Below are 19,100 nucleotides of genomic sequence, written 5' to 3' on the forward strand. Positions count from 1 at the left end.
ATCAATTGGCACCAGTTGAAAACTCCATGCCAATCAATTACTTGACCAATCTATGACTTGGTCTCCGGAGACGCTACCGCCCTTTCGCGTAGCACCTCGAATCATTCATGAGCGCGAATTTCGAAATGAACCGGCTTTGCCACAAATGGTTACAAACCCAAAAACTGTAAAGCGATAGTTTCAAAAAAGCCGGAGAGTGTCAAATTTTCGAGAAAAAGCATAGATTATGGTTTTACGTATATAAGCGTTTGATTTATATAGATTTATTTTTTTGACGCCCAATTTCCGTTACTCCTGCTCGTTATCATATGATTTTAAAATCAAAAAACCCGATTTACTTCCTGGCACAAGTTTCCTCGCCACTAAAAGCACATGATTAGCGCCGACAGATTAGTCGTAATTCTGTCGTCGTTTTAACATCGCTTATTACGGAAATGCGAAAGACTCTCTTTCTTTTATTAATCATTCTACCCAACAGATTAATGGCGCCAGATTTTTAAATCGAAGCCCAAAGCGATTGCTTGGCGCCGTTTTTTGAACCGATGAACGGTCGCACTCTTTGACGGAAAAAACAGAACTATTTCAAGAAGATCCGCCTCAATTATCAGGCTTATGCTCACTTTTGAATGGATATAGAGGTCGCCGCCATGAATGCTGAGAAAAATCTTCGGTCCAGCATTGCCGAAATCGATTATTCACGGGACACACTGTTCGGTCCTATCCCCATGCAGGCGACTTGCCGGGTCAGGCTAGCCACCATCGAGCAGGACGGGCATACACTGCGCGAGCTGACAATCATTGGCGACGTGCCTGATTACCTGTCCAAGACATCGATCATCCGCATTGCGCTGGATGGCAGGATCGAGGCGGGTCCGGTTCGCGACCATTACGCGATTCAAGACAGCGGAGAGGAGCAGTTCAGACTGCTATTCGAGAACGAGCATCGGCGAAGGGTGCATTGATCGCTCGTGGCTCGTCAAAGAAGGTGTCGTCAACCAAAAGGATTTAGGCCCCGCCGACATCAGCGTAAGGACGTTCATGGAGTCTGAGCAGCGGGACGCAGATCTGAATGAGCATCGGCGTGCAAATCTTCATGCTGAAGAATCAATGTGCGACTGAGCGGCTCTTCACGTTCGGACCTCTCGTCCTCCGGTGCATAACCCTCGACCTTGAGTTCAACCTGCTGGCGATAACGCAAGCCGTCGAGCTTGGGCGCACTATCGAGAACCGGATCCGGCGGCAGAAGGCGCTGACGCTCCAATGCAGTCATGGGCGGCTGAAAAGACGCGTTTCGGGCCTCCAGTCGTTGCAGCATGATGAGAATGGCCGTCACGCACACCACCACGATGCCCAGGAGCAAACCGATGCCGAACACCACCTTGCGTCGACGCAGCATCCGTTTGAAATTCGCACCCCTTGGCAACGTCTGGACGCCCTCGGGCTGATTCTCAGCCATGCATTCCCCTTGAAATCGAAATCGGCGTTCTGCCGTTGTTCGCGACACTAAGATAAAAGGTAAATGAAGGCTTTGCCACAGGCTTTTGATGCTCGAACGCGTCATGCCTTCGAGCCCAAGCTTCACAGGCGACCCAGAGCCGAGAAGAAACGCAGACTCTGCCTTCTTCAATACAACATAGGCTTCACCCGCACTCGGACTTCGCGCGCAACCGCCAACGCCTTTATATCATTCGGGCAATCAACACAGGCCCATTAATGACACGGCTAAAGCTGCCAAAATAAATGTGCTGCACGCGCGGGAGAAAGAATATAAAAACGCCCACGAAAAGTGGAACTTCGTGGGCGTGATTTGCGCTGACGGCGCACAGCATGAAGTGCGTAACTGATTAACTGGCCAGTGCATGCAATTGCATGGGTTGCATGGTTTTCAATTCGGCGTGCAGTCTGGCAATCAGCTCGCTCAGCGCACGGCTGGTATCCAGCGTGTCGAGCTTGATGCCGGTAGCCAGCAGCTCCACGCGCTCTGTGACAGGGTCGATGACCTCCACTGTCATGGTGTCGTCGATGACGGTGCAATTGCAGCGCTTGGGCAGAAACGTACTTTCTATGATGCTGCGCAATTCAAGGTTCGAGAGGGTGCATGCGATCATTAGCGATTCCTCCTGAGGCGGCCTCTGTCACCACGCGTACAGCTCGTCGCCTAACTTATTATCAATGGCTTCCATGGATTTAACAGTTTATCCAGATTCGTCATTTGTACCTCGCGGCTTCTGGCGAATAACCAACTTATACGCCCCGCTCCATATTGAAGCAACTGTACGCCAGACAATGCTCACACTTGGGAATACCAATTATCCGCGCCATGAAGAATCGTTTCATCAATGAAAAACGGCGAGAAACATACCGCATTTATGCATGAGCAGTGAAGATCGACGGGCATAACACTCTGATCTCAGGCCTCTTTATGAGGCGTCCACTCGTCGGCAGTTGTAAAGCTGACCGACGAATGACATGGCCCATCTCATGCGTGAGTGAGACGCAGATGAATCAGGGCGACGCGGTTGCCGCGTTTGTCCTGCCGCTCTTCGATGGCGAATGGTTTGAACCCAAGTTTGGGGTAGAACAACAGACCAGGCACATTGTGGTTGAAGCATGAAGCTGTCAGTTCCTTGGCCTCGTGCTTGCCGAAGGCCAACTCCATCATGCAACCGATCATGTATCGCCCCACCCCCTTGGAGCGGGCGTGGGGCGCCATGATGACATTACCCATGGAGCATCGACCGCGGAAGTCGTAGCGAGAGAAATTGGCGAAGCCAACCACTTCGCCATTCAGCTCGATCACCGTGTTGTCCGAGCGCTGCTCGATGGAGTCGCTCAATTGCGCGGGTGTCAGGGGGAAGACCGCCTTGGGAAACATGTAGAAAAGCTCGTCAACACTCTGTGGCATGTCGCAGATGGCGGGGATGTCTTTTTCTTCCAGGGGACGATGCAGGAACATGGCGATTTACCTCTCGAAGAAACGGGAGCTGAGCGCAAACTATAAGTGAAAAACGCTGGCATCGACACATCATCGGGACCGCTTTAGAGCACATATATATGTCATCACCTCGACCCGGACTGTGCCGCACTGACCCTATCTGACACACGAATGTGGCCGCTTGTTTCGTCAAGTTCATCGCTACACGAGATACATGTGGCAAGCCTCTGATGCAGCTGAACTTATTCGAACCGGGCAGAACGCCCGCGTCAGCATGTCCGTTCATGCAATTTGCATGAGCTTCAGATCTTTAAACATTAATAACTCATTGATATTTAAGTATTTTTTTAATATCTCTGTCTGGCACAGGCACTGCAACAGTCTTTAGCGAAGTCACAACACAATTCGCACGGAGCAGTACAACAATGAATGTCTCGCCTGATTCTTACCCTGCCGCAGTTGAAGAACCCTCCAATGTCTCGGGCGTGTCCTGGGGCGCAATCCTCGCCGGTGCCGCGGGCGCCGCTGCTTTATCGCTGATTCTTGTCCTGCTGGGCTCGGGCCTTGGCTTCTCGGCAATGTCGCCATGGGCCAGCGAAGGCGCCAGTGCCAAAACCATTGGTATTTCCGCCGTGATCTGGCTGGCGCTGACGCAAATCATCGCTTCGGGTCTCGGCGGATACATTGCCGGTCGTCTACGCGTGAAATGGTCGAACATGCATGGCGATGAGGTGTATTTCCGCGATACGGCCCACGGTTTCCTGTCCTGGGCTATCGCAACCTTGGTCGCTGCGGTGCTGATCGTCGGCTCTGTTAGCGGGATGGTTGGCAGTGGCGTCAAAGCCGGTGCCAGCGCCGTAGCAGGCGTCGCCGGTACAGCGGCCGTTGCCGCAGGTTCCGCCGCGGGCAATACCAGTAGCGATCAATACGGCTACTTCGTTGACAGCCTGTTCCGCGATGATCGCCCTGCTGCCGTCAGCGACGATGCTGCCCGCGGCGTGGTGGTACGTATTTTCACCAAGACTATGGCTAACGATGGCCAGCTGGCTCCTGAAGACCGCACTTATCTGGCGCAATTGGTTGCCCAACGGACCAACTTGAGCCAAGCCGACGCGCAGGCTCGTGTGGACCAGGTCTACGGCCAAGCCAAGCAGGCTGTCGCTGACGCCAAGCTGAAAGCTCAGCAAGCCGCCGATACCGCTGCGAAAGTTGCCGCGATGAGCGCTCTTTGGACCTTCGTCGCGCTGCTTTGCGGTGCCTTCGTTGCCAGCCTTGCCGCAATCTGGGGTGGCCGTCGTCGTGACGCTGTGACCTACGTTGAAACCCGTGCCTACACCACCACTTCAAACATTCGCTGATCAAGGAGAAACACCATGCGCTCATTACTTCTGTGGTTCCTGGGTATTCCAATTCCGATCATTATCCTGATCGCGCTGTTCATGCACTGACAGAGTCGTAGACGATCCGCGCAGCGCCCTGAAACCCGGGCCTGCGCGGATTTTTTTTGCCTGTCCCAATACGAATTGGCGGCGGCAACACAACACTGCCCCAAACGCGATGCCTTTCAGGACAAACTTCGGCGTCAGATTCCGCTGAACCAGTTGTATCCCTGATCCTCCCAGTATCCGCCTGGATAATCGTTGGTGACGAAGATCTCGACGATATGCTTGGGATTCTTGAAACCCAGCTTGGTCGGCACCCGAACGCGCAACGGGTATCCGTAGTCTGGTGGCAGGGCGACTTCGCCGAAGTCCAGTGCCAACAGCGTTTGCGGATGCAGCGCGGTGGGCATGTCCAGGCTTGAATAGTAGCGGTCGGCGCATTTGAAGCCGACGAACCTGGCCGTGGTATCAGCGCCCACGTGCTCCAGGAAGGTCTTTAACGGCACTCCGCCCCACTGCCCTATCGCGCTCCAGCCTTCGACGCAGATCAGCCGAGTGATGTCGCTGCGCTGCGGCAATTTGCGCAGCCCGTCCAGGGTCCATGGCGCCTTGTCACGCACCAGTCCCGAGACTCCAAGTTTCCAGTCGGCCACGTCCAGGTCCGGGATATCGTCCTCGCTGTAGAACGCGTTGAACGGAAACGGGTTGCGGATCTGCGCCTTGCTGAACGTAGGCGCCAGTTTCTGGCCGCTGAACAGCCAGGCCTGAACCCGATCGTTCCAGCGCGACATGGCCCACAACACCTTGTCGACCTGATCGCCATCCTGCAGGTTGCAGCCACTGAGCATGGCCATGGCGCCTACCGTCAGACTGCCTTTGAGGAAGTGACGACGCTGAAGGTTTTCCAGCTGGGTCTGTTGCGCCGGCTCCAGTCTGAGGCGCTCGATGGCGCGTTTCTTCGGTTCAATCATGGTCGACCTTCCCGCCTTCTACAGTTCTGATCCCGCCGGTGATCATCGGCAACAGGGTTTTCGGCACCAGCAGTACCAGCGCCAGATGCACCACGACGAACGCGCCGATCGCCGCCATAGCTGCAAAATGCACGAAACGAGCGAAGTCATAACCACCGAAAAGGGCAGTCAGTTCCTGCAGTTGAATCGGCTTCCAGATTGCCAGTCCCGAGACCACGATCAATACCCCGGCCGCCAACACCAGCCAATACATCAGCCGCTGCACCGCGTTGTACACGCCCTTTTCATGCTTGAGGCGAAAACGCAGGGCGTCGAGCAGATCGCGCTTGACGGCCCTGGGGGTGACGGGCAGGAAGTCGCGTTTGAAGTGCCGACTGAACAGCCCGTACAGCAGGTAAATCAAACCGTTGATCACCAGCAGCCACATCACCGCAAAGTGCCAGGCCAGCGCCCCGCCGAGCCAGCCGCCCAGGGTGAAATCCTTGGGAAACGAAAAGCGGAACAGCGGCGAAGCGTTGTAGATGCCCCAGCCGCTCATGAACATGCAGACCATGCCGAAGGCGTTGATCCAGTGCGTGAGGCGAATGGGCCAGGGGTGGATTCTGGTTTTTTTCATGGACTCCCTCCGGCCACGGATACTTCTGTGGGAGCGAATTCATTCGCGAGACTCTGGCACAGCCGATACATCTTTATCGGCTGAACGATTGTTCGCGAATGAATTCGCGCCCACAGGTTTTACGTCAATCGTCTATTCAACGGTGGCTTAAATGCGTCAGGTTACATCGGCGGCTGGAAGCCATCCTTGCCCACCGCTACACCGCGCGCGGTTTTGCCATCTTCACCCGGAAAAACCACGACCTTGGCGCCCTTGACCAATTGATCGACCTTGCCTGCCTCGACATAAGCGATCGGCACATCGTCCGGCACCACCAACTGCTTCTCGCCACCCTTGTAACTCACACTCAAGGTGCGGCCATTAGCCTGAGTCAGCTTGCCCACGGTGCCGTTGGTCATGGTGCCGGTACTGCCGTCAGCGTTCTGCCAGCCGTAGTGACCTTCGCCACTGCCCTTGAGGCTCGCTTCGAAGACAGTGACTTCCAGGGCTTTGAGTGTGCCGTCAGCCTGAGGTGTGGCGGCAGAGCCGATGAAGCTGTCGGACTTGATTGACTCGACATCGGTCTTCGACACCAGGCGCACGCCGGTCTTGTCGGTCAGGCCGATGCTCTGATGGGCGCCGGCACGCGTGGTGAAGTTCAGGGTGTTGTTCTCGACGCTGTCGACCGTGCCACGCATTGGTTTGATCACCGGCATATCGGCGGCCGATGCCATCACGGCAGCGCTCAGCGCGAGCAGACCAAAGGTGGCGGACAGTGCAGTCTTCATTTTCATTGTGACTTTCCTTAAGGGCAGTTTGAGGAATTACAGTTGCGCTGCGAACGACGACCATCCTCCCCCCACCACCGGCACCGGACAATGACCGGCCGATGACATTTTTGTCATTCGTGGTGACTCGTTCGATGCTGAATATCGATGACAAAAATGTAACCGTCCTCACGCTCGCAGTTGGTTACACTCCGCAAACGACGCGGTATCCAGCCGCTTTGTGCGAGCTTTGCGACAGCCACCTGATATTGCGTCTGGCGTTGCCACCATGACGTCAAGCGAGCCTTCACGATGCACATCCTGCTTATCGAAGACGACACCAAGACCGGCGAGTACCTGAAAAAGGGCCTCAGCGAGTCCGGCTACAAGGTCGACTGGACGCAGCACGGCGCCGACGGCCTGCACATGGCGCTGGAACACCGCTACGACCTGTTGGTGCTGGATGTGATGCTGCCGGGTATCGATGGATGGCAAATCATCGAAATCCTGCGCGCCAGACAGGATGTGCCGGTGTTGTTTCTCACCGCTCGCGACCAGTTGCAGGATCGGATTCGCGGGCTGGAGCTCGGCGCTGACGATTACCTGGTAAAGCCGTTTTCGTTCACCGAATTGCTGCTACGCATTCGCACTATCCTGCGTCGCGGCGTGGTCCGTGAAGCCGATCACTTTCATTTGGCCGATCTCGAACTGGACCTGTTGCGGCGCCGCGTGACCCGCCAGCAACAGCTGATCACCCTGACAAACAAGGAATTCGCCCTGCTGCACTTGTTACTGCGTCGTGAAGGCGACGTCCTGTCCAGGACGCAGATCGCCTCGGAAGTCTGGGACATGAATTTCGACAGCGACACCAACGTGGTCGATGTGGCGATCAAGCGCCTGCGCAGCAAAATCGACCAGCCGTATCCCGTCAAACTGATCCACACCGTGCGCGGCATCGGTTATGTCTGCGAGGTGCGGCCGTGCGAGCCCGACGCCAACCCTCTCTGACCCTTCGTTCGACCTTGGCCTTTGCGGTCGTCGCGATGCTCGCCGTCGCGAGCGCGGGCATGTACCTGTACGAAACCATGAAAGCCTCAGTGATGACCCGCAGCGATCATGCAGTGCTGGCGCGGCTCGATCACTTTCGCAAACTGCTGCAATACGACCTGACTCTCGACACCCTGCAGAGCAGTCCCCAACTGTTCGAGAACATGCTGGACAGCGAGGACGACATTTTCATTATTGGTGAGCCTGGCAAGGCCCCGGTGATCATGGTCAATCCGCTGCACGCGCCGCTGCCGCCAATGCCGGTGGTCGAGCCCAATCAGCCGTTGAGTGTCGCTGACCTGCGCAGTGGCCTGGTCAACCCAGGCGTGCCACTGCGCGCTGCCACGGTGGCAGCGATGTCCGGCGGCAAGGTCGTGCACCTGACCGCCGCGCATCTGGCGGTCAAGGAAATGGCCACGCTGGCGAGCTTCCGTAACCGTATTCTGTTCTCCATCGCCCTGGCTTTTGCCCTCACCGCCGGGCTGGGTTATCTGTTGCTGCGCCGGGGCCTGCGACCACTGCGGCGGATGGCGGAGCACGCCACGGCCATTACCCCCGCACGCCTCGACAGCCGCATGGATAGCAGCGACACGCCGGTTGAATTGCAACAGTTGAGCGACGCCTACAACGGCATGCTCGACCGGCTGGCCGACGGCTATCAGCGCTTGACGCAGTTCTCCGCCGATCTGGCCCATGAGATTCGCACGCCCGTGGGCTCGTTAATGGGACATTGCCAGGTGGCGCTACGGCAACCGCGCACCGCTGATGAGTACCAACTGCTGCTGGCTTCGAACCTGGAAGAGCTTGAGCGCATCTCGCGAATGGTCGAGAGCATCCTGTTTCTCGCCCGCGCCGACGACGCCCAGGCGGCGCTGAATCGGCAGGCGCTGGATCTGACCGATGAACTGCAGAGGGTGACGGGGTATTTCGAAGGTCTGGCCGAAGAGCGGCGGATGACCCTGCGCACATCGGGGGACGGTCATCTGGATGCCGACCCGCTGCTGCTGCGTCGCGCCTTGAGCAATCTGGTGGCCAACGCGATTCGCTATGCCGACGAAGGCAGCGAGATCGAGATACGGGTGGTCGAAGACAGCCAACAATGCCGCATCGAAGTGGAAAACCGGGGGCCGGTCTTGAGCGATTCGGCCCTCGGCAAACTGTTCGACCGCTTTTACCGCGCTGACGCCTCGCGCCATCAGAGCTCGGACTCCAACGGGCTGGGATTGGCGATCGTCGCAGCAATCATGCGCTTGCATGGTGGTGAAGTGACAGTGAGCCAGCCGGTGGCGGGCAGGATTTGTTTTACCCTCGCCTTCCCGGCTACCTGACACTCCACGATGCGCGGAACGTGTAGCCGGCTTGCCGGCGAAAGCAGTGTGTCAGTCGACATTAATGTATCTGACCCGCCGCGTTCGCCAGCAAGCCGGCTCCTACATGATCGCGATCACAGCGTTTCAGGCCTTCTTATCGTGGGAAATCTGCAACTTGTAGAACGTTGCCGCTCCGCCCTCGGTCGCATAGCCGGTGTTGTCCTGGGTGTACACACCGGCCTTGAAATACAGCTGCTTGCTGTTCCAGCTGGCGTCCAGTTTGGCGCTCCATTGCATGTCGTGGGCATTGACCGTCAGGTTGCCAGCGGGAGTCAGGTGGATGGTGTAAGTGAAGCGCTCCCCGAGTAAAACACCCGTCGCAATCTGAATCACAGCCGGCTCCGAAGTCGGCGTGAGGCGGAACTTGGCGACGATGTTGCCGTTCTGGGTCTTTTCCTTGTACTGGTACTCCAACTTGATCAGCGGCTCGGTGCTGCCATAACAGTGAATCTGACCAATGACGATCTTGCCGGTCGACGGCACTTGGTCAACGGTCAGCGCCGCCCGCAGGAAATTGTCCGCCTGATTGTAGGTCCAGTTGTGCACGGCCCCGTTGGCGTAGGTTTCTCGCAATTCCGTGCGCGGATAGATGGCGTTGTCGGTCCGTGAACCTGTCACTGGCGCCCAGAAGAACAGCGTGTCTCCGGAACGGAAATAACCATCCTGATAGCCGCCGACCAGTTTCGGCGTGTCGATAGTGGCTGCAGGGATACCCACAGGTTCAGAAAGATTCCAAGTGGCGAGGTCGATCATGTTGCGCTCATGGATGCGCGGCGCGCATCAGCAAAGGAAAGTGTCTGGATAGGGGTTTTGCGCCCCGTTCCGGTCGCCTTTGCTATCGGCTGAATCAGTTGTTCTTTAACTCCCTTACCAGTCAAAAAACCGCCGAAATTGATCGATATTCGACTCGGGCCACCATTTGAACATCACTTCGTTCATACGCCTGATTGCGCGTTTTTTGATCAACGTGGCGCAAACCGGGACGATGGTGGTTTCATGATGCCGCCAGTTTTTTGAAGGGCCGTGATAACAGTCCCGAAAAAAGGTTCAAAAACGCCGATACAGGCCGACAGACGGTCGATTAAATCAGGGCCTGTAAAACGCTGCAGGAGCGAATTTATTCGCGATACGGATTTTTAGTCGGCAAATGTGCGTCGCCTGTAGCAGGCTCTCGCGAATGAATTCGTTCCCACAGGTTTAACAGCGCGGCGGCCCAAACCCGCTACAAACCGCCCATCTCCTCATCCACTTTTCATTTGACGAAAGAACATTGTTACCGGATATTAATAGTTAGGAACCTAATAGTACGGCGACTAATCATTCAGTGCCTAACCAAACCCCATCTATTGTTCAATCCAGTGGCACCCTCATGACCCTAGACTCACTGCAAATGCACATCACCGGCGGCGTGGTCGCGGCTTCCCGCCAATGGCGCCGAGTGTGTCAGACCACTTTGATGAACTATGGCGTGTCCGAGGCTTGCGCAGGTCCCCTGCTGATGATTGCGCGGCTGGGTGAAGGCGTACGTCAGGTCACGGTGGCGCAGGCGTGCGGACTGGAAAGCCCTTCACTGGTGCGCCTGCTCGATCAGTTGGGCAAAGCCAATCTGGTACAGCGCACTGAAGACCCGACCGACCGCCGGGCCAAAGCACTGAGCCTGACCGAAGAAGGCCGCACGCTTGCCAATTCCATCGAAGACGAGCTGATCCGCCTGCGCCGCGATGTTTTCAATGACATCGACGCCGCCGACCTGGAAGCCACCCTGCGCGTGTTCAAGGCGTTCGCCAAGGCCAGCCCCATGGGGCCGGAGCTGTCATCTTGAAAGACATGTTCAAAGGCTTTTTCCAAGGCGTTCCACCCTCGCGAGACTGGTTCTACGGCGTGCGCACCTTCGCCGCATCGATGCTGGCGTTGTATCTCGCACTGATTTTCGAATTGCCGCGTCCGTACTGGGCGATGGCAACGGTCTACATTGTTTCCAGCCCCTTCGTGGCGCCGACCAGCTCCAAAGCGCTGTATCGCGCGGCCGGGACTTTCCTCGGTGCCGCGGCGTCGGTGGTGCTGGTACCGATGTTCGTGCAGACGCCTTTTCTGCTGGCGGTGGTCATCGCTCTGTGGACCGGCACCCTGCTGTTCCTGTCATTGCATCTGCGTACGGCCAATAGCTACGCCCTGATGCTGGCGGGTTACACCATGCCGCTGATTTCCTTCCCGGTAGTGGACAACCCTCAAGCGGTATTCGACATCGCCGTGTCGCGGACCGAAGAAATCCTGCTGGGCATCGTCTGCGCCGCCGTGGTCGGCGCAATGTTCTGGCCCCGTCGCCTGGCGCCGGTGCTGGTGGACGCCATGGGCAAATGGTTCAAAGACGCCTCGACCTACAGCGACCTGTTCCTGGCACGCAGCGCGACTCCGGAAACCGTTGGAGCGCTGCGCACGGCCATGGTCGGCACGTTCAACAGTCTGGAGTTGATGATCGGCCAGTTGCCCCACGAGGGTGCTCACCGCCAGACCGTGCGTAACGCCAAGGAATTGCGCGGCCGCATGATCCATCTGCTGCCGGTGATCGATGCCCTGGACGATGCACTCTGGGCCCTGGAACGCCGCACCCCGGAGCTGGTGGCCGATCTCGCGCCGCTGATCCTCGAATGCCGGGACTGGGTGGAAACGGCCGCAGAGGGCGCGCCGGTCGAATACTGGCAGGCTCTGCACGCCGAGCTCGACCGCTTGCAGCCGACCCCGGCGCAGCTGGATGACCGCCGACAATTGTTGCTGTCCAACGCGCTTTATCGCCTGCGCGAATGGATTGACCTGTGGCAAGACTGCCGCAGCCTGCAATTAGCCATCGAAACCGACGATCACCGGCCTTGGCGCGCGGTCTATCGCCACTGGCGTCTGGGACGCCTGTCGCCGTTTCTCGACAAAGGCATGATGCTGTATTCAGTGGCAACTTCGGTGAGCGCGATCATCGTCGCCTCGACCCTGTGGATTCTGCTGGGTTGGCAGGACGGCGCCAGTGCCGTCGCGCTGGCAGCGGTGGCGTGCAGCTTCTTTGCGGCGATGGACGACCCGGCGCCGCAGATTTACCGCTTTTTCTTCTGGACGATGCTGTCGGTGATCTTCGCCAGCCTCTATCTGTTCGTGGTCCTGCCGAATCTGCACGACTTCCCGATGCTGGTGCTGGCATTCGCCGTGCCGTTCATTTGCGTCGGCACCCTGACCGTGCAGCCGAAGTTCTACCTGGGCACCCTGCTGACCATCGTTAACACTTCGTCGTTCATCAGCATCCAGAGCGCCTACGACGCCGACTTCCTCAACTTCGTGAATTCCAATCTCGCAGGCCCCGTGGGTCTGGCGTTCGCCTTTGTCTGGACCTTGATCGTGCGGCCGTTCGGCACGGAAGTGGCGGCCAAACGCCTGACGCGTTTCAGCTGGCGCGACATCGTGGCGCTGAGTGAGGAAGCGACCCTGGCCGAACATCGGCAGATGGGCGTGCGCATGCTCGACCGCCTGATGCAGCACTTGCCACGTCTGGCGATCACCGCGCAGGACACCAACATCCCGCTGCGCGAAGTGCGGGTGGCGCTGAACATGCTCGACCTGCTGGCCTACATGCCACGGGTTCATGCGGTGCCGCGGCAGTTGCTGCGTCAGGTGGCCACAGAAGTGGGCACATATTTCCGCGCCTGTCTCAAAGCCGGTGAGCGTTTGCCTGCACCCAAAGGTCTGTTGACGACCATGGACCGCGCCCGCCGCTCGCTGACCTTCGACTGGATGGGCGACGACGAATCGCGTCTGCATCTATTGCACGCCCTGAGCGGTCTGCGTCTGGCATTGCTGCCGGGTGTGGAGATCGTGGACGTGCTCGCCGAGCAAGAAGAACAACCGCCGTTTGGCATCGATGGAGCGCCACTGTGATCGGTGATCTGGATATCGGCGGGATTTTCCTGCCTACGTTTCTGGTGCTAATGGGCATCGCCTATGTGATTTTCCTGCTGGTTCACGCCGTGCTGTCGCGTGCCCACTTCTACCGCCTGGTCTGGCACCGGGCTTTGTTCAACGTCGGTCTATACGCTTTGCTGCTCGGCGTCGTGGATACCCTTAGTCGATACCTGATGAAATGAAAAAACCCCTACTGACTCTGGGCCGTGTGGTCCTGACACTGCTGGTTGTCATCCTCGCCGCGATCGTCGTCTGGCGCATGGTGATGTATTACATGTATGCACCCTGGACCCGCGACGGCCATATCCGGGCCGACGTGATCCAGATCGCCCCGGACGTCTCCGGGTTGATTCAAAAGGTTTCGGTATCCGACAACCAGGCAATCACCAAGGGCCAGGTGCTGTTTACCATCGACCAGGATCGCTTCCGTCTGGCCTTGCGTCAGGCGCAGGCGACCGTGGCCGAGCGCAAGGAAACCTGGGAACAGGCGCAGCGTGAAAACAAGCGTAACCGTGGCCTGGGCAATCTGGTGGCTCGTGAGCAGCTGGAGGAGAGCCAGTCCAGGGAAGCCCGCGCACTGTCGGCATTGAACGAAGCGCAGGTGGCGGTAGATTCCGCTCAATTGAACCTCGACCGCTCGGTGGTCCGCAGTCCCGTCGATGGCTACCTCAACGACCGCGCGCCACGGGATCGTGAATTCGTCAGTGCCGGGCGCCCTGTGTTGTCGGTGGTAGACAGCGCCTCGTATCACATCGACGGCTACTTCGAAGAGACCAAACTGGACGGCATTCACATCGGATCAAAGGTGGACATCCGCGTGATCGGTGACAACGCCCGTCTGCGCGGTCATGTGGTGAGCATCGTGGCCGGTATCGAAGACCGCGACCGCAGCAGCGGTTCCAATCTGCTGCCCAACGTCAACCCGGCGTTCAGTTGGGTGCGTCTGGCTCAGCGGATCCCGGTGCGTATTGCCTTTGACGAAGTGCCGATGGATTTCCGCATGATCGCCGGGCGTACCGCGACGGTGTCGATCATCGATGACGCCGTTGCTGAAGAGAACGCCGACAAAACCTCCGACAAAGGAGCCGCTCAATGAAACCCGGCGCGCGTCTGTTGATCGTGAGTCTGGGTGTGCTGCTTTCGGCCTGCACCGTGGTCGGACCGGATTACAAACTGCCGAAGGACGCTGCCGTCAATCGCCCTGATCTGCAGGGTGAGCTGGCGGGCTCCTCGACCAACGTGGTATCGGCGCCGGTCCCAGCGCACTGGTGGCGTCTGTACAACGACCCCAAACTCGACGAACTGGTGCATCAGGCGCTGGCGTCCAGTACCGACCTGCGTCTGGCCGCCGCCAACCTGCAGCGAGCACGTTATCAGACCAATGAAGCCGAGGCCGCCGGTGGTTGGAGCGGCAACGCCAAGGCTGGGGTACAGCGTCTGCAAGAGGCGGGACAGGCATACCTGCTGCCGGAGAAAGTGCCGGTGGCCAACGTCGGTGATGCCAGCCTGACTACGTCGTATCAGTTCGACCTGTTCGGCGTTCTTCAGCGCGGGATCGAAGCCGCCGAGGCCAGCACCGACGCCGCCCAGGCCGCCGTCGATACCGCGCGGATCACCCTGGTGGCCGACGTGGTGCGCTCGTACACGCAAATCTGCGCCGCCAACGAAGAACGCAACATCGCCCTGCACTCCCTGGAGCTGCAGCAACAAAGCCTGAGTCTGACCCAGCGCCTGCGCGATGCCGGTCGAGGCGATGAAACACAGGTCACCCGCTCGCAGACCCAGTACAAATCCTTGCGCGCCGACCTGCCGCGATACGAAGCCGCACAGAAAACCGGGCTGTATCGCTTATCGATGCTGCTGGCAAAGCCGCTGAATCAGTTGCCCAAAGGCGTGGCCGAATGCGCCGAGTTGCCGCACATTGCTCAAGTGATGCCGGTGGGCGATGGTGCCGCGCTGCTCAAGCGTCGTCCTGATGTGCGTCAGGCGGAGCGGCGACTGGCGGTGTCCAGTGCCGGAATCGGCGTGGCTACCGGCGAGCTGTATCCGGACATCAGCATCGGCGCCACGGTAGGCACCGTGGGTATCCTCAAGGAACTCGGCGAGCCGTCGACCAACCGCTGGGGGTTTGGTGGCGTGATCAGCTGGACCATCCCTTCCAACGGCGCCCGCGCGCGGATTCACATGGCCGAAGCCTCGAATCAGGCGGCATTGGCCCATTTCGACGGCGTGGTGCTCAATGCGATTCGCGAGGCGCAAACCGGTCTCTCGCAATACACCTCGTTGCTGGAACGTCGCGACGCTTTGGCCGATGCCGCGGAATCGGCGAAGCAGGCGGCCGACCAGACCCACCGTTTCTTCATGGCGGGCCGGGAATCCTTCCTCGCCGATTTGCAGGCCACCCGGACTTACACCGACGTGACCGCACAACTGGCAGCGGCCAATACCCAGGTGGCGATGGGACAAATAGACCTGTTCCTGGCGCTGGGTGGGGGTTGGGAGAATTCCGGACAACCGCCTGCTGCCGCCGCGCCGGAGCAGGCGAAGAAATAATCCCGAGGTGCCAGGAATGGCTTTTGAAGGGATCTATCTCTACCTTTCTGGCGTTGGATCGGGATTGACGGAACTCCCAGCCGGCACAGGCGCAGACTCAGAAGTGGCTTGGTGGAGATCAGACTGTGGGAGCGAATTCATTCGCGAGACTTAGGTCCAGACGACAGAATGTGTCGACTGTGCCGGCGTATAGCGAATGAATTCGCTCCCACAGTGGATCTGTGTCCAACCTCACAATCGCGCTTGAAGCCTGCCGCTTATCCCTCACAGCTACCTCTTGAATTGAACCCCTGCCCGCCTGCACTGCCTGAATTCTCTATACACCCATCGGCAGGAGACACCCTCATGCGCACGCTTCAACTGGCAGACAAAACCGTTCCCGTCATTGGCCAGGGCACTTGGCACATGGGTGAAGACCGTCATCAACGGCAGGCCGAAGTGTCTGCGCTGGAACTGGGCATCGATCTGGGCCTGACCCTGATCGACACCGCCGAAATGTACGGCGAAGGTGGTGCCGAAGAAGTGGTGGGCGAGGCTATCGCCGGCAAGCGCGATCAGGTCACGCTGGTGAGCAAGGTCTACCCACACAACGCCAGCCGCAAAGGCGTTGCCGCAGCCTGTGAGCGCAGTCTGCAACGACTGAAAACCGATTTCATCGATCTCTATCTGCTGCACTGGCCGGGGTCTTACCCGCTTGAAGAAACCGTTGAAGCCTTCGAGCGTCTGCGCGAGGCGGGCAAGATCGGTCGCTGGGGAGTGTCGAATTTCGATGTCTCGGACATGCTGGAGTTGAGCGCGTTCGCGTCCAGCAGCGGCTGCGCTACCAATCAGGTGCTCTACAACCCCGAAGAGCGCGGCGTTGAATACGACCTGATGCCATGGATGCAGAACGCCGCGATGCCGCTCATGGCCTACTGCCCTATCGGCCAGGCAGGCAAACTGTTGTCCAACCGCGCCATCCTCGAAGTCGCCGAGCGCCACGACGCCACTGCTGCGCAAATCAGCCTGGCCTGGGTACTGCGTCAGGACGGCGTGATCGCCATTCCGAAAGCGGTTGATCCTCATCATCTCGAGTTGAATGCCGCCGCTGGGGGCATTGAGCTGAGTCTCGATGACGAACGGCTGATCGATACTTCGTGGCCCGCGCCACAGCACAAAAAACGCTTGGCGATGGTCTGACCACGGCGCTCAACTTGTGGCAGTCCGGCTTGTTGGTGGTGCCTTTAAGATCGCCACCGCCAGCAAGCCGTGCTGCCAGAGATCGAGCCGCCCCATCATCCGATAGCAAATCGCTGCCACGCCGAGCGCCTCCCGCAGAAGCATGTTTTCGCCATGCCATCCGTCCCTTAGCCCAACAAATCCACGGCAAGCCTGATCTGTGTCGCGTACCTGTCATATTTTGAAATGATCATGTTCAGCATCCCATCTCAACAGGACTGTGAATCATGGCGACCCCCACACTGGCTCATGGCTCCCCGCAACAAGGTGCCGGGTTGAGTGCCCAATTCGGGCGCAAGCCCGGCGTTCTGACGATGGTTATTTTCTTCGTCGTACTGGGATTGGGCCTGTTGTACACGGCTTTCAGTCTGAAGCAGGACATGGATGATCTGGGCACGGTCGTGCTGACCTGGACCCCGTTCGTGCTGCTCGGCGTTGCGCTACTGATCGCTCTGGGCTTCGAATTCGTCAACGGTTTCCACGACACTGCCAACGCGGTGGCGACCGTCATCTACACCCATTCCCTGCCGCCGAACTTCGCCGTGGTCTGGTCGGGCGCGTTCAACTTCCTGGGCGTGCTGTTTTCCAGCGGCGCAGTGGCGTTCGGCATCATCGCGCTGTTGCCGGTCGAACTGATCCTGCAAGTCGGCTCGTCCGCCGGTTACGCAATGATCTTCGCGCTGTTGATCGCGGCGATCCTGTGGAACCTTGGCACCTGGTGGCTGGGCCTGCCGGCTTCGTCATCGCACACCTTGATCGGCTCGATCATCGGGGTGGGCGTTGCCAACGCGCTGATGCATGGCCGAGATGGCACCAGCGGCGTGGACTGGTCGCAGGCCACCAAGATCGGCTACTCCCTGCTGCTGTCGCCTCTGGTGGGCTTCACCTGCGCCGCGCTGTTGCTACTGGCCCTGCGCATGTTCGTGAAGAACCGTTCCCTGTACAAGGCGCCGGAGGGCAATACCCCGCCGCCGATCTGGATTCGCGGCCTGTTGATCCTGACCTGCACCGGCGTGTCTTTCGCTCACGGTTCCAACGACGGTCAGAAAGGCATGGGCCTGATCATGCTGATTCTGGTGGGCACCCTGCCGATGGCCTACGCGCTGAACCGCGCCATGCCGGCCGATCAGTCACTGCAGTTCGCCGCTGTCGCGCAAGTCACGCAGCAGGCGCTGACCAAGGTTGCGCCCTTACCGGCTCCTGCCGACTCGCGCCAAACCCTCTCCATTTACATTCGCGACAAGCAGCCAACGCCTGAGCTGGTGCCTGCCCTGGCAGTGATGGCAGGCAAGATCGGCGATCAGGTGGGCAGCTACGGCTCGCTGGCCAAAGTGCCGGCCGAAGCCACGGCCAACGTGCGTAACGACATGTATCTGACGTCGGAAGCCATCCGCCTGATGGACAAGAACAAGGTCGGCAATTTCGACGCCGACACCAAGGGCAAGGTGGACCTGTTCAAACAACAGATCGACACCGCCACGCGCTTCATCCCGCTGTGGGTCAAGATCGCGGTCGCCATCGCGTTGGGGCTGGGCACCATGGTCGGCTGGAAACGCATCGTGGTGACCGTCGGCGAGAAAATCGGCAAGACCCACCTGACCTACGCTCAGGGCGCGTCGGCCGAGGTCGTTACCATGCTGACCATTGGCGCAGCGGACATGTACGGGCTGCCAGTGTCGACCACGCACGTGCTGTCTTCGGGCGTGGCCGGCAGCATGACCGCCAACGGCTCCGGCCTGCAGATGCGTACCCTGCGCAACCTGGCGATGGCCTGGGTTCTGACGTTGCCGGCGGCGATCCTGCTGTCGGGCGGGTTGTATTGGTTCTTCACCCAGATTTTCTGATTCGCAGAGACTCCCGTGCTCTCCTTCGCAGGCGCCCAAAGCGCCTGTTTTTTTGCGCGCTGAAACACCATCTGTAGCAGTCCTGCGAGCCAGCGGTGTCGATCTAAAGGCCGTCACCGCCGGCAAGCCGGACTGCTACAGGGTTACGTCGTTCGAAAATCCGCGGTCATACGGGATTCCTGTGTAGGAGCCGGCTTGGTGGCAAATGCGGAGTGTCAGACACATAAATGCTGGATTACACACCGCGTTCGCCAGCAAGCCTGCTCCTACAAAATCGTGATCCATTCAAGTCTCCGGTCGTCTGCAATCCCCCTGACCATACGCCCCCACCAAACACGATCCACGTCCCAAGCCCTCACTGTTCGGCCATTGATGGCTACATTGGCCTGCCTAAGGGTTACGTCGTTCGAAAATCCGCAGTCATACGGGATTCCTGTGTAGGAGCCGGCTTGCTGGCGAATGCGGAGTGTCAGACA

Annotated in this window: 18 protein-coding genes; 11 read left to right on the forward strand and 7 right to left on the reverse strand. The window is 58.7% G+C overall.

The window, feature by feature from the left end; genetic code table 11:
* Positions 1-647 precede the first annotated feature (647 nt).
* On the forward strand, positions 648-962 hold the full coding sequence (locus ACRER8_RS00160; protein WP_431744360.1) for a hypothetical protein: 315 nt from the start codon (positions 648-650) through the stop codon (positions 960-962).
* Between the two features lie 74 nt (positions 963-1,036).
* Here ACRER8_RS00160 and ACRER8_RS00165 read toward each other — a convergent pair whose 3' ends face one another.
* The 3 genes from ACRER8_RS00165 to ACRER8_RS00175 all read right to left on the reverse strand — a co-directional run bounded on the left by ACRER8_RS00165 (position 1,037) and on the right by ACRER8_RS00175 (position 2,956).
* Positions 1,037-1,456, reverse strand: a complete 420-nt coding sequence (locus ACRER8_RS00165) for a hypothetical protein (protein WP_431744361.1) — start codon at positions 1,454-1,456, stop codon at positions 1,037-1,039.
* Positions 1,457-1,844: 388 nt separating this feature from the next.
* Positions 1,845-2,108 carry a DUF1652 domain-containing protein gene (locus tag ACRER8_RS00170; RefSeq protein ID WP_431744362.1) on the reverse strand — a complete coding sequence of 88 codons (264 nt, stop codon included), beginning with the start codon at positions 2,106-2,108 and terminating at the stop codon, positions 1,845-1,847.
* 371 nt (positions 2,109-2,479) lie between these two features.
* Positions 2,480-2,956 (reverse strand): N-acetyltransferase family protein, encoded by a 477-nt coding sequence (locus ACRER8_RS00175; RefSeq protein ID WP_431744363.1) that lies wholly within the window; start codon positions 2,954-2,956, stop codon positions 2,480-2,482.
* Between the two features lie 404 nt (positions 2,957-3,360).
* Between ACRER8_RS00175 and ACRER8_RS00180 the strand changes: the two genes are divergently transcribed.
* Positions 3,361-4,293, forward strand: coding sequence for a hypothetical protein (locus tag ACRER8_RS00180; RefSeq protein WP_431744364.1), 933 nt, complete (start codon positions 3,361-3,363; stop codon positions 4,291-4,293).
* A gap of 224 nt (positions 4,294-4,517) precedes the next feature.
* Here ACRER8_RS00180 and ACRER8_RS00185 read toward each other — a convergent pair whose 3' ends face one another.
* The 3 genes from ACRER8_RS00185 to ACRER8_RS00195 all read right to left on the reverse strand — a co-directional run bounded on the left by ACRER8_RS00185 (position 4,518) and on the right by ACRER8_RS00195 (position 6,671).
* Positions 4,518-5,288, reverse strand: a complete 771-nt coding sequence (locus ACRER8_RS00185) for a molybdopterin-dependent oxidoreductase (protein WP_431744365.1) — start codon at positions 5,286-5,288, stop codon at positions 4,518-4,520.
* Entirely contained in the window at positions 5,281-5,904 is a 624-nt protein-coding gene (locus ACRER8_RS00190; protein ID WP_431744366.1) for a cytochrome b/b6 domain-containing protein, read from the reverse strand. Before ACRER8_RS00190 ends, ACRER8_RS00185 begins: the two co-directional genes overlap by 8 nt.
* A 161-nt stretch (positions 5,905-6,065) precedes the next feature.
* Positions 6,066-6,671, reverse strand: a complete 606-nt coding sequence (locus tag ACRER8_RS00195; protein WP_431744376.1) for a hypothetical protein — start codon at positions 6,669-6,671, stop codon at positions 6,066-6,068.
* 291 nt (positions 6,672-6,962) lie between these two features.
* On the opposite strand from ACRER8_RS00195, the gene ACRER8_RS00200 reads away from it, so the two are divergent.
* Positions 6,963-7,658, forward strand: coding sequence for a heavy metal response regulator transcription factor (locus tag ACRER8_RS00200; protein ID WP_431744367.1), 696 nt, complete (start codon positions 6,963-6,965; stop codon positions 7,656-7,658).
* Positions 7,659-7,693: 35 nt separating this feature from the next.
* Positions 7,694-9,025: a heavy metal sensor histidine kinase gene (locus ACRER8_RS00205; protein WP_431744377.1), complete on the forward strand. Its 1,332-nt coding sequence runs from the start codon at positions 7,694-7,696 to the stop codon at positions 9,023-9,025.
* Positions 9,026-9,151: 126 nt separating this feature from the next.
* Here ACRER8_RS00205 and ACRER8_RS00210 read toward each other — a convergent pair whose 3' ends face one another.
* Positions 9,152-9,820 carry a polysaccharide lyase family 7 protein gene (locus ACRER8_RS00210; protein WP_431744368.1) on the reverse strand — a complete coding sequence of 223 codons (669 nt, stop codon included), beginning with the start codon at positions 9,818-9,820 and terminating at the stop codon, positions 9,152-9,154.
* 616 nt (positions 9,821-10,436) lie between these two features.
* Here ACRER8_RS00210 and ACRER8_RS00215 point away from each other — a divergent pair.
* The 7 genes from ACRER8_RS00215 to ACRER8_RS00245 all read left to right on the forward strand — a co-directional run bounded on the left by ACRER8_RS00215 (position 10,437) and on the right by ACRER8_RS00245 (position 18,624).
* Positions 10,437-10,889, forward strand: coding sequence for a MarR family winged helix-turn-helix transcriptional regulator (locus ACRER8_RS00215; protein WP_431744369.1), 453 nt, complete (start codon positions 10,437-10,439; stop codon positions 10,887-10,889).
* A gap of 5 nt (positions 10,890-10,894) precedes the next feature.
* The gene (locus tag ACRER8_RS00220; RefSeq protein ID WP_431744378.1) at positions 10,895-12,985 is read left to right on the forward strand and encodes an FUSC family protein; all 2,091 of its coding nucleotides are present in this window, start codon (positions 10,895-10,897) and stop codon (positions 12,983-12,985) included.
* Positions 12,982-13,191, forward strand: coding sequence for a DUF1656 domain-containing protein (locus ACRER8_RS00225; RefSeq protein WP_110948379.1), 210 nt, complete (start codon positions 12,982-12,984; stop codon positions 13,189-13,191). The genes ACRER8_RS00220 and ACRER8_RS00225 overlap by 4 nt, the downstream gene beginning before the upstream one ends.
* Positions 13,188-14,105, forward strand: coding sequence for an efflux RND transporter periplasmic adaptor subunit (locus ACRER8_RS00230; RefSeq protein ID WP_431744370.1), 918 nt, complete (start codon positions 13,188-13,190; stop codon positions 14,103-14,105). Before ACRER8_RS00225 ends, ACRER8_RS00230 begins: the two co-directional genes overlap by 4 nt.
* The gene (locus ACRER8_RS00235; RefSeq protein ID WP_431744371.1) at positions 14,102-15,562 is read left to right on the forward strand and encodes an efflux transporter outer membrane subunit; all 1,461 of its coding nucleotides are present in this window, start codon (positions 14,102-14,104) and stop codon (positions 15,560-15,562) included. The genes ACRER8_RS00230 and ACRER8_RS00235 overlap by 4 nt, the downstream gene beginning before the upstream one ends.
* A 345-nt stretch (positions 15,563-15,907) precedes the next feature.
* Positions 15,908-16,741, forward strand: a complete 834-nt coding sequence (locus ACRER8_RS00240; RefSeq protein ID WP_431744372.1) for an aldo/keto reductase — start codon at positions 15,908-15,910, stop codon at positions 16,739-16,741.
* A 266-nt stretch (positions 16,742-17,007) separates the two neighbouring features.
* Positions 17,008-18,624 (forward strand): inorganic phosphate transporter, encoded by a 1,617-nt coding sequence (locus ACRER8_RS00245; RefSeq protein WP_431744373.1) that lies wholly within the window; start codon positions 17,008-17,010, stop codon positions 18,622-18,624.
* The last annotated feature ends 476 nt before the right edge of the window (positions 18,625-19,100 follow it).

It is taken from the genome of Pseudomonas sp. (assembly GCF_050739935.1).
GTDB lineage: Bacteria > Pseudomonadota > Gammaproteobacteria > Pseudomonadales > Pseudomonadaceae > Aquipseudomonas.

Bases quoted from the DNA above. Each gene is read 5' to 3' on its own strand.
- ACRER8_RS00160 (WP_431744360.1), top strand. From the start codon at position 648: ATGAATGCTGAGAAAAATCTTCGGTCCAGCATTGCCGAAATCGATTAT.
- ACRER8_RS00165 (WP_431744361.1), bottom strand. From the start codon at position 1,456: ATGGCTGAGAATCAGCCCGAGGGCGTCCAGACGTTGCCAAGGGGTGCG.
- ACRER8_RS00170 (WP_431744362.1), bottom strand. From the start codon at position 2,108: ATGATCGCATGCACCCTCTCGAACCTTGAATTGCGCAGCATCATAGAA.
- ACRER8_RS00175 (WP_431744363.1), bottom strand. From the start codon at position 2,956: ATGTTCCTGCATCGTCCCCTGGAAGAAAAAGACATCCCCGCCATCTGC.
- ACRER8_RS00180 (WP_431744364.1), top strand. From the start codon at position 3,361: ATGAATGTCTCGCCTGATTCTTACCCTGCCGCAGTTGAAGAACCCTCC.
- ACRER8_RS00185 (WP_431744365.1), bottom strand. From the start codon at position 5,288: ATGATTGAACCGAAGAAACGCGCCATCGAGCGCCTCAGACTGGAGCCG.
- ACRER8_RS00190 (WP_431744366.1), bottom strand. From the start codon at position 5,904: ATGAAAAAAACCAGAATCCACCCCTGGCCCATTCGCCTCACGCACTGG.
- ACRER8_RS00195 (WP_431744376.1), bottom strand. From the start codon at position 6,671: ATGAAGACTGCACTGTCCGCCACCTTTGGTCTGCTCGCGCTGAGCGCT.
- ACRER8_RS00200 (WP_431744367.1), top strand. From the start codon at position 6,963: ATGCACATCCTGCTTATCGAAGACGACACCAAGACCGGCGAGTACCTG.
- ACRER8_RS00205 (WP_431744377.1), top strand. From the start codon at position 7,694: ATGCTCGCCGTCGCGAGCGCGGGCATGTACCTGTACGAAACCATGAAA.
- ACRER8_RS00210 (WP_431744368.1), bottom strand. From the start codon at position 9,820: ATGATCGACCTCGCCACTTGGAATCTTTCTGAACCTGTGGGTATCCCT.
- ACRER8_RS00215 (WP_431744369.1), top strand. From the start codon at position 10,437: ATGACCCTAGACTCACTGCAAATGCACATCACCGGCGGCGTGGTCGCG.
- ACRER8_RS00220 (WP_431744378.1), top strand. From the start codon at position 10,895: ATGTTCAAAGGCTTTTTCCAAGGCGTTCCACCCTCGCGAGACTGGTTC.
- ACRER8_RS00230 (WP_431744370.1), top strand. From the start codon at position 13,188: ATGAAAAAACCCCTACTGACTCTGGGCCGTGTGGTCCTGACACTGCTG.
- ACRER8_RS00235 (WP_431744371.1), top strand. From the start codon at position 14,102: ATGAAACCCGGCGCGCGTCTGTTGATCGTGAGTCTGGGTGTGCTGCTT.
- ACRER8_RS00240 (WP_431744372.1), top strand. From the start codon at position 15,908: ATGCGCACGCTTCAACTGGCAGACAAAACCGTTCCCGTCATTGGCCAG.
- ACRER8_RS00245 (WP_431744373.1), top strand. From the start codon at position 17,008: ATGGCGACCCCCACACTGGCTCATGGCTCCCCGCAACAAGGTGCCGGG.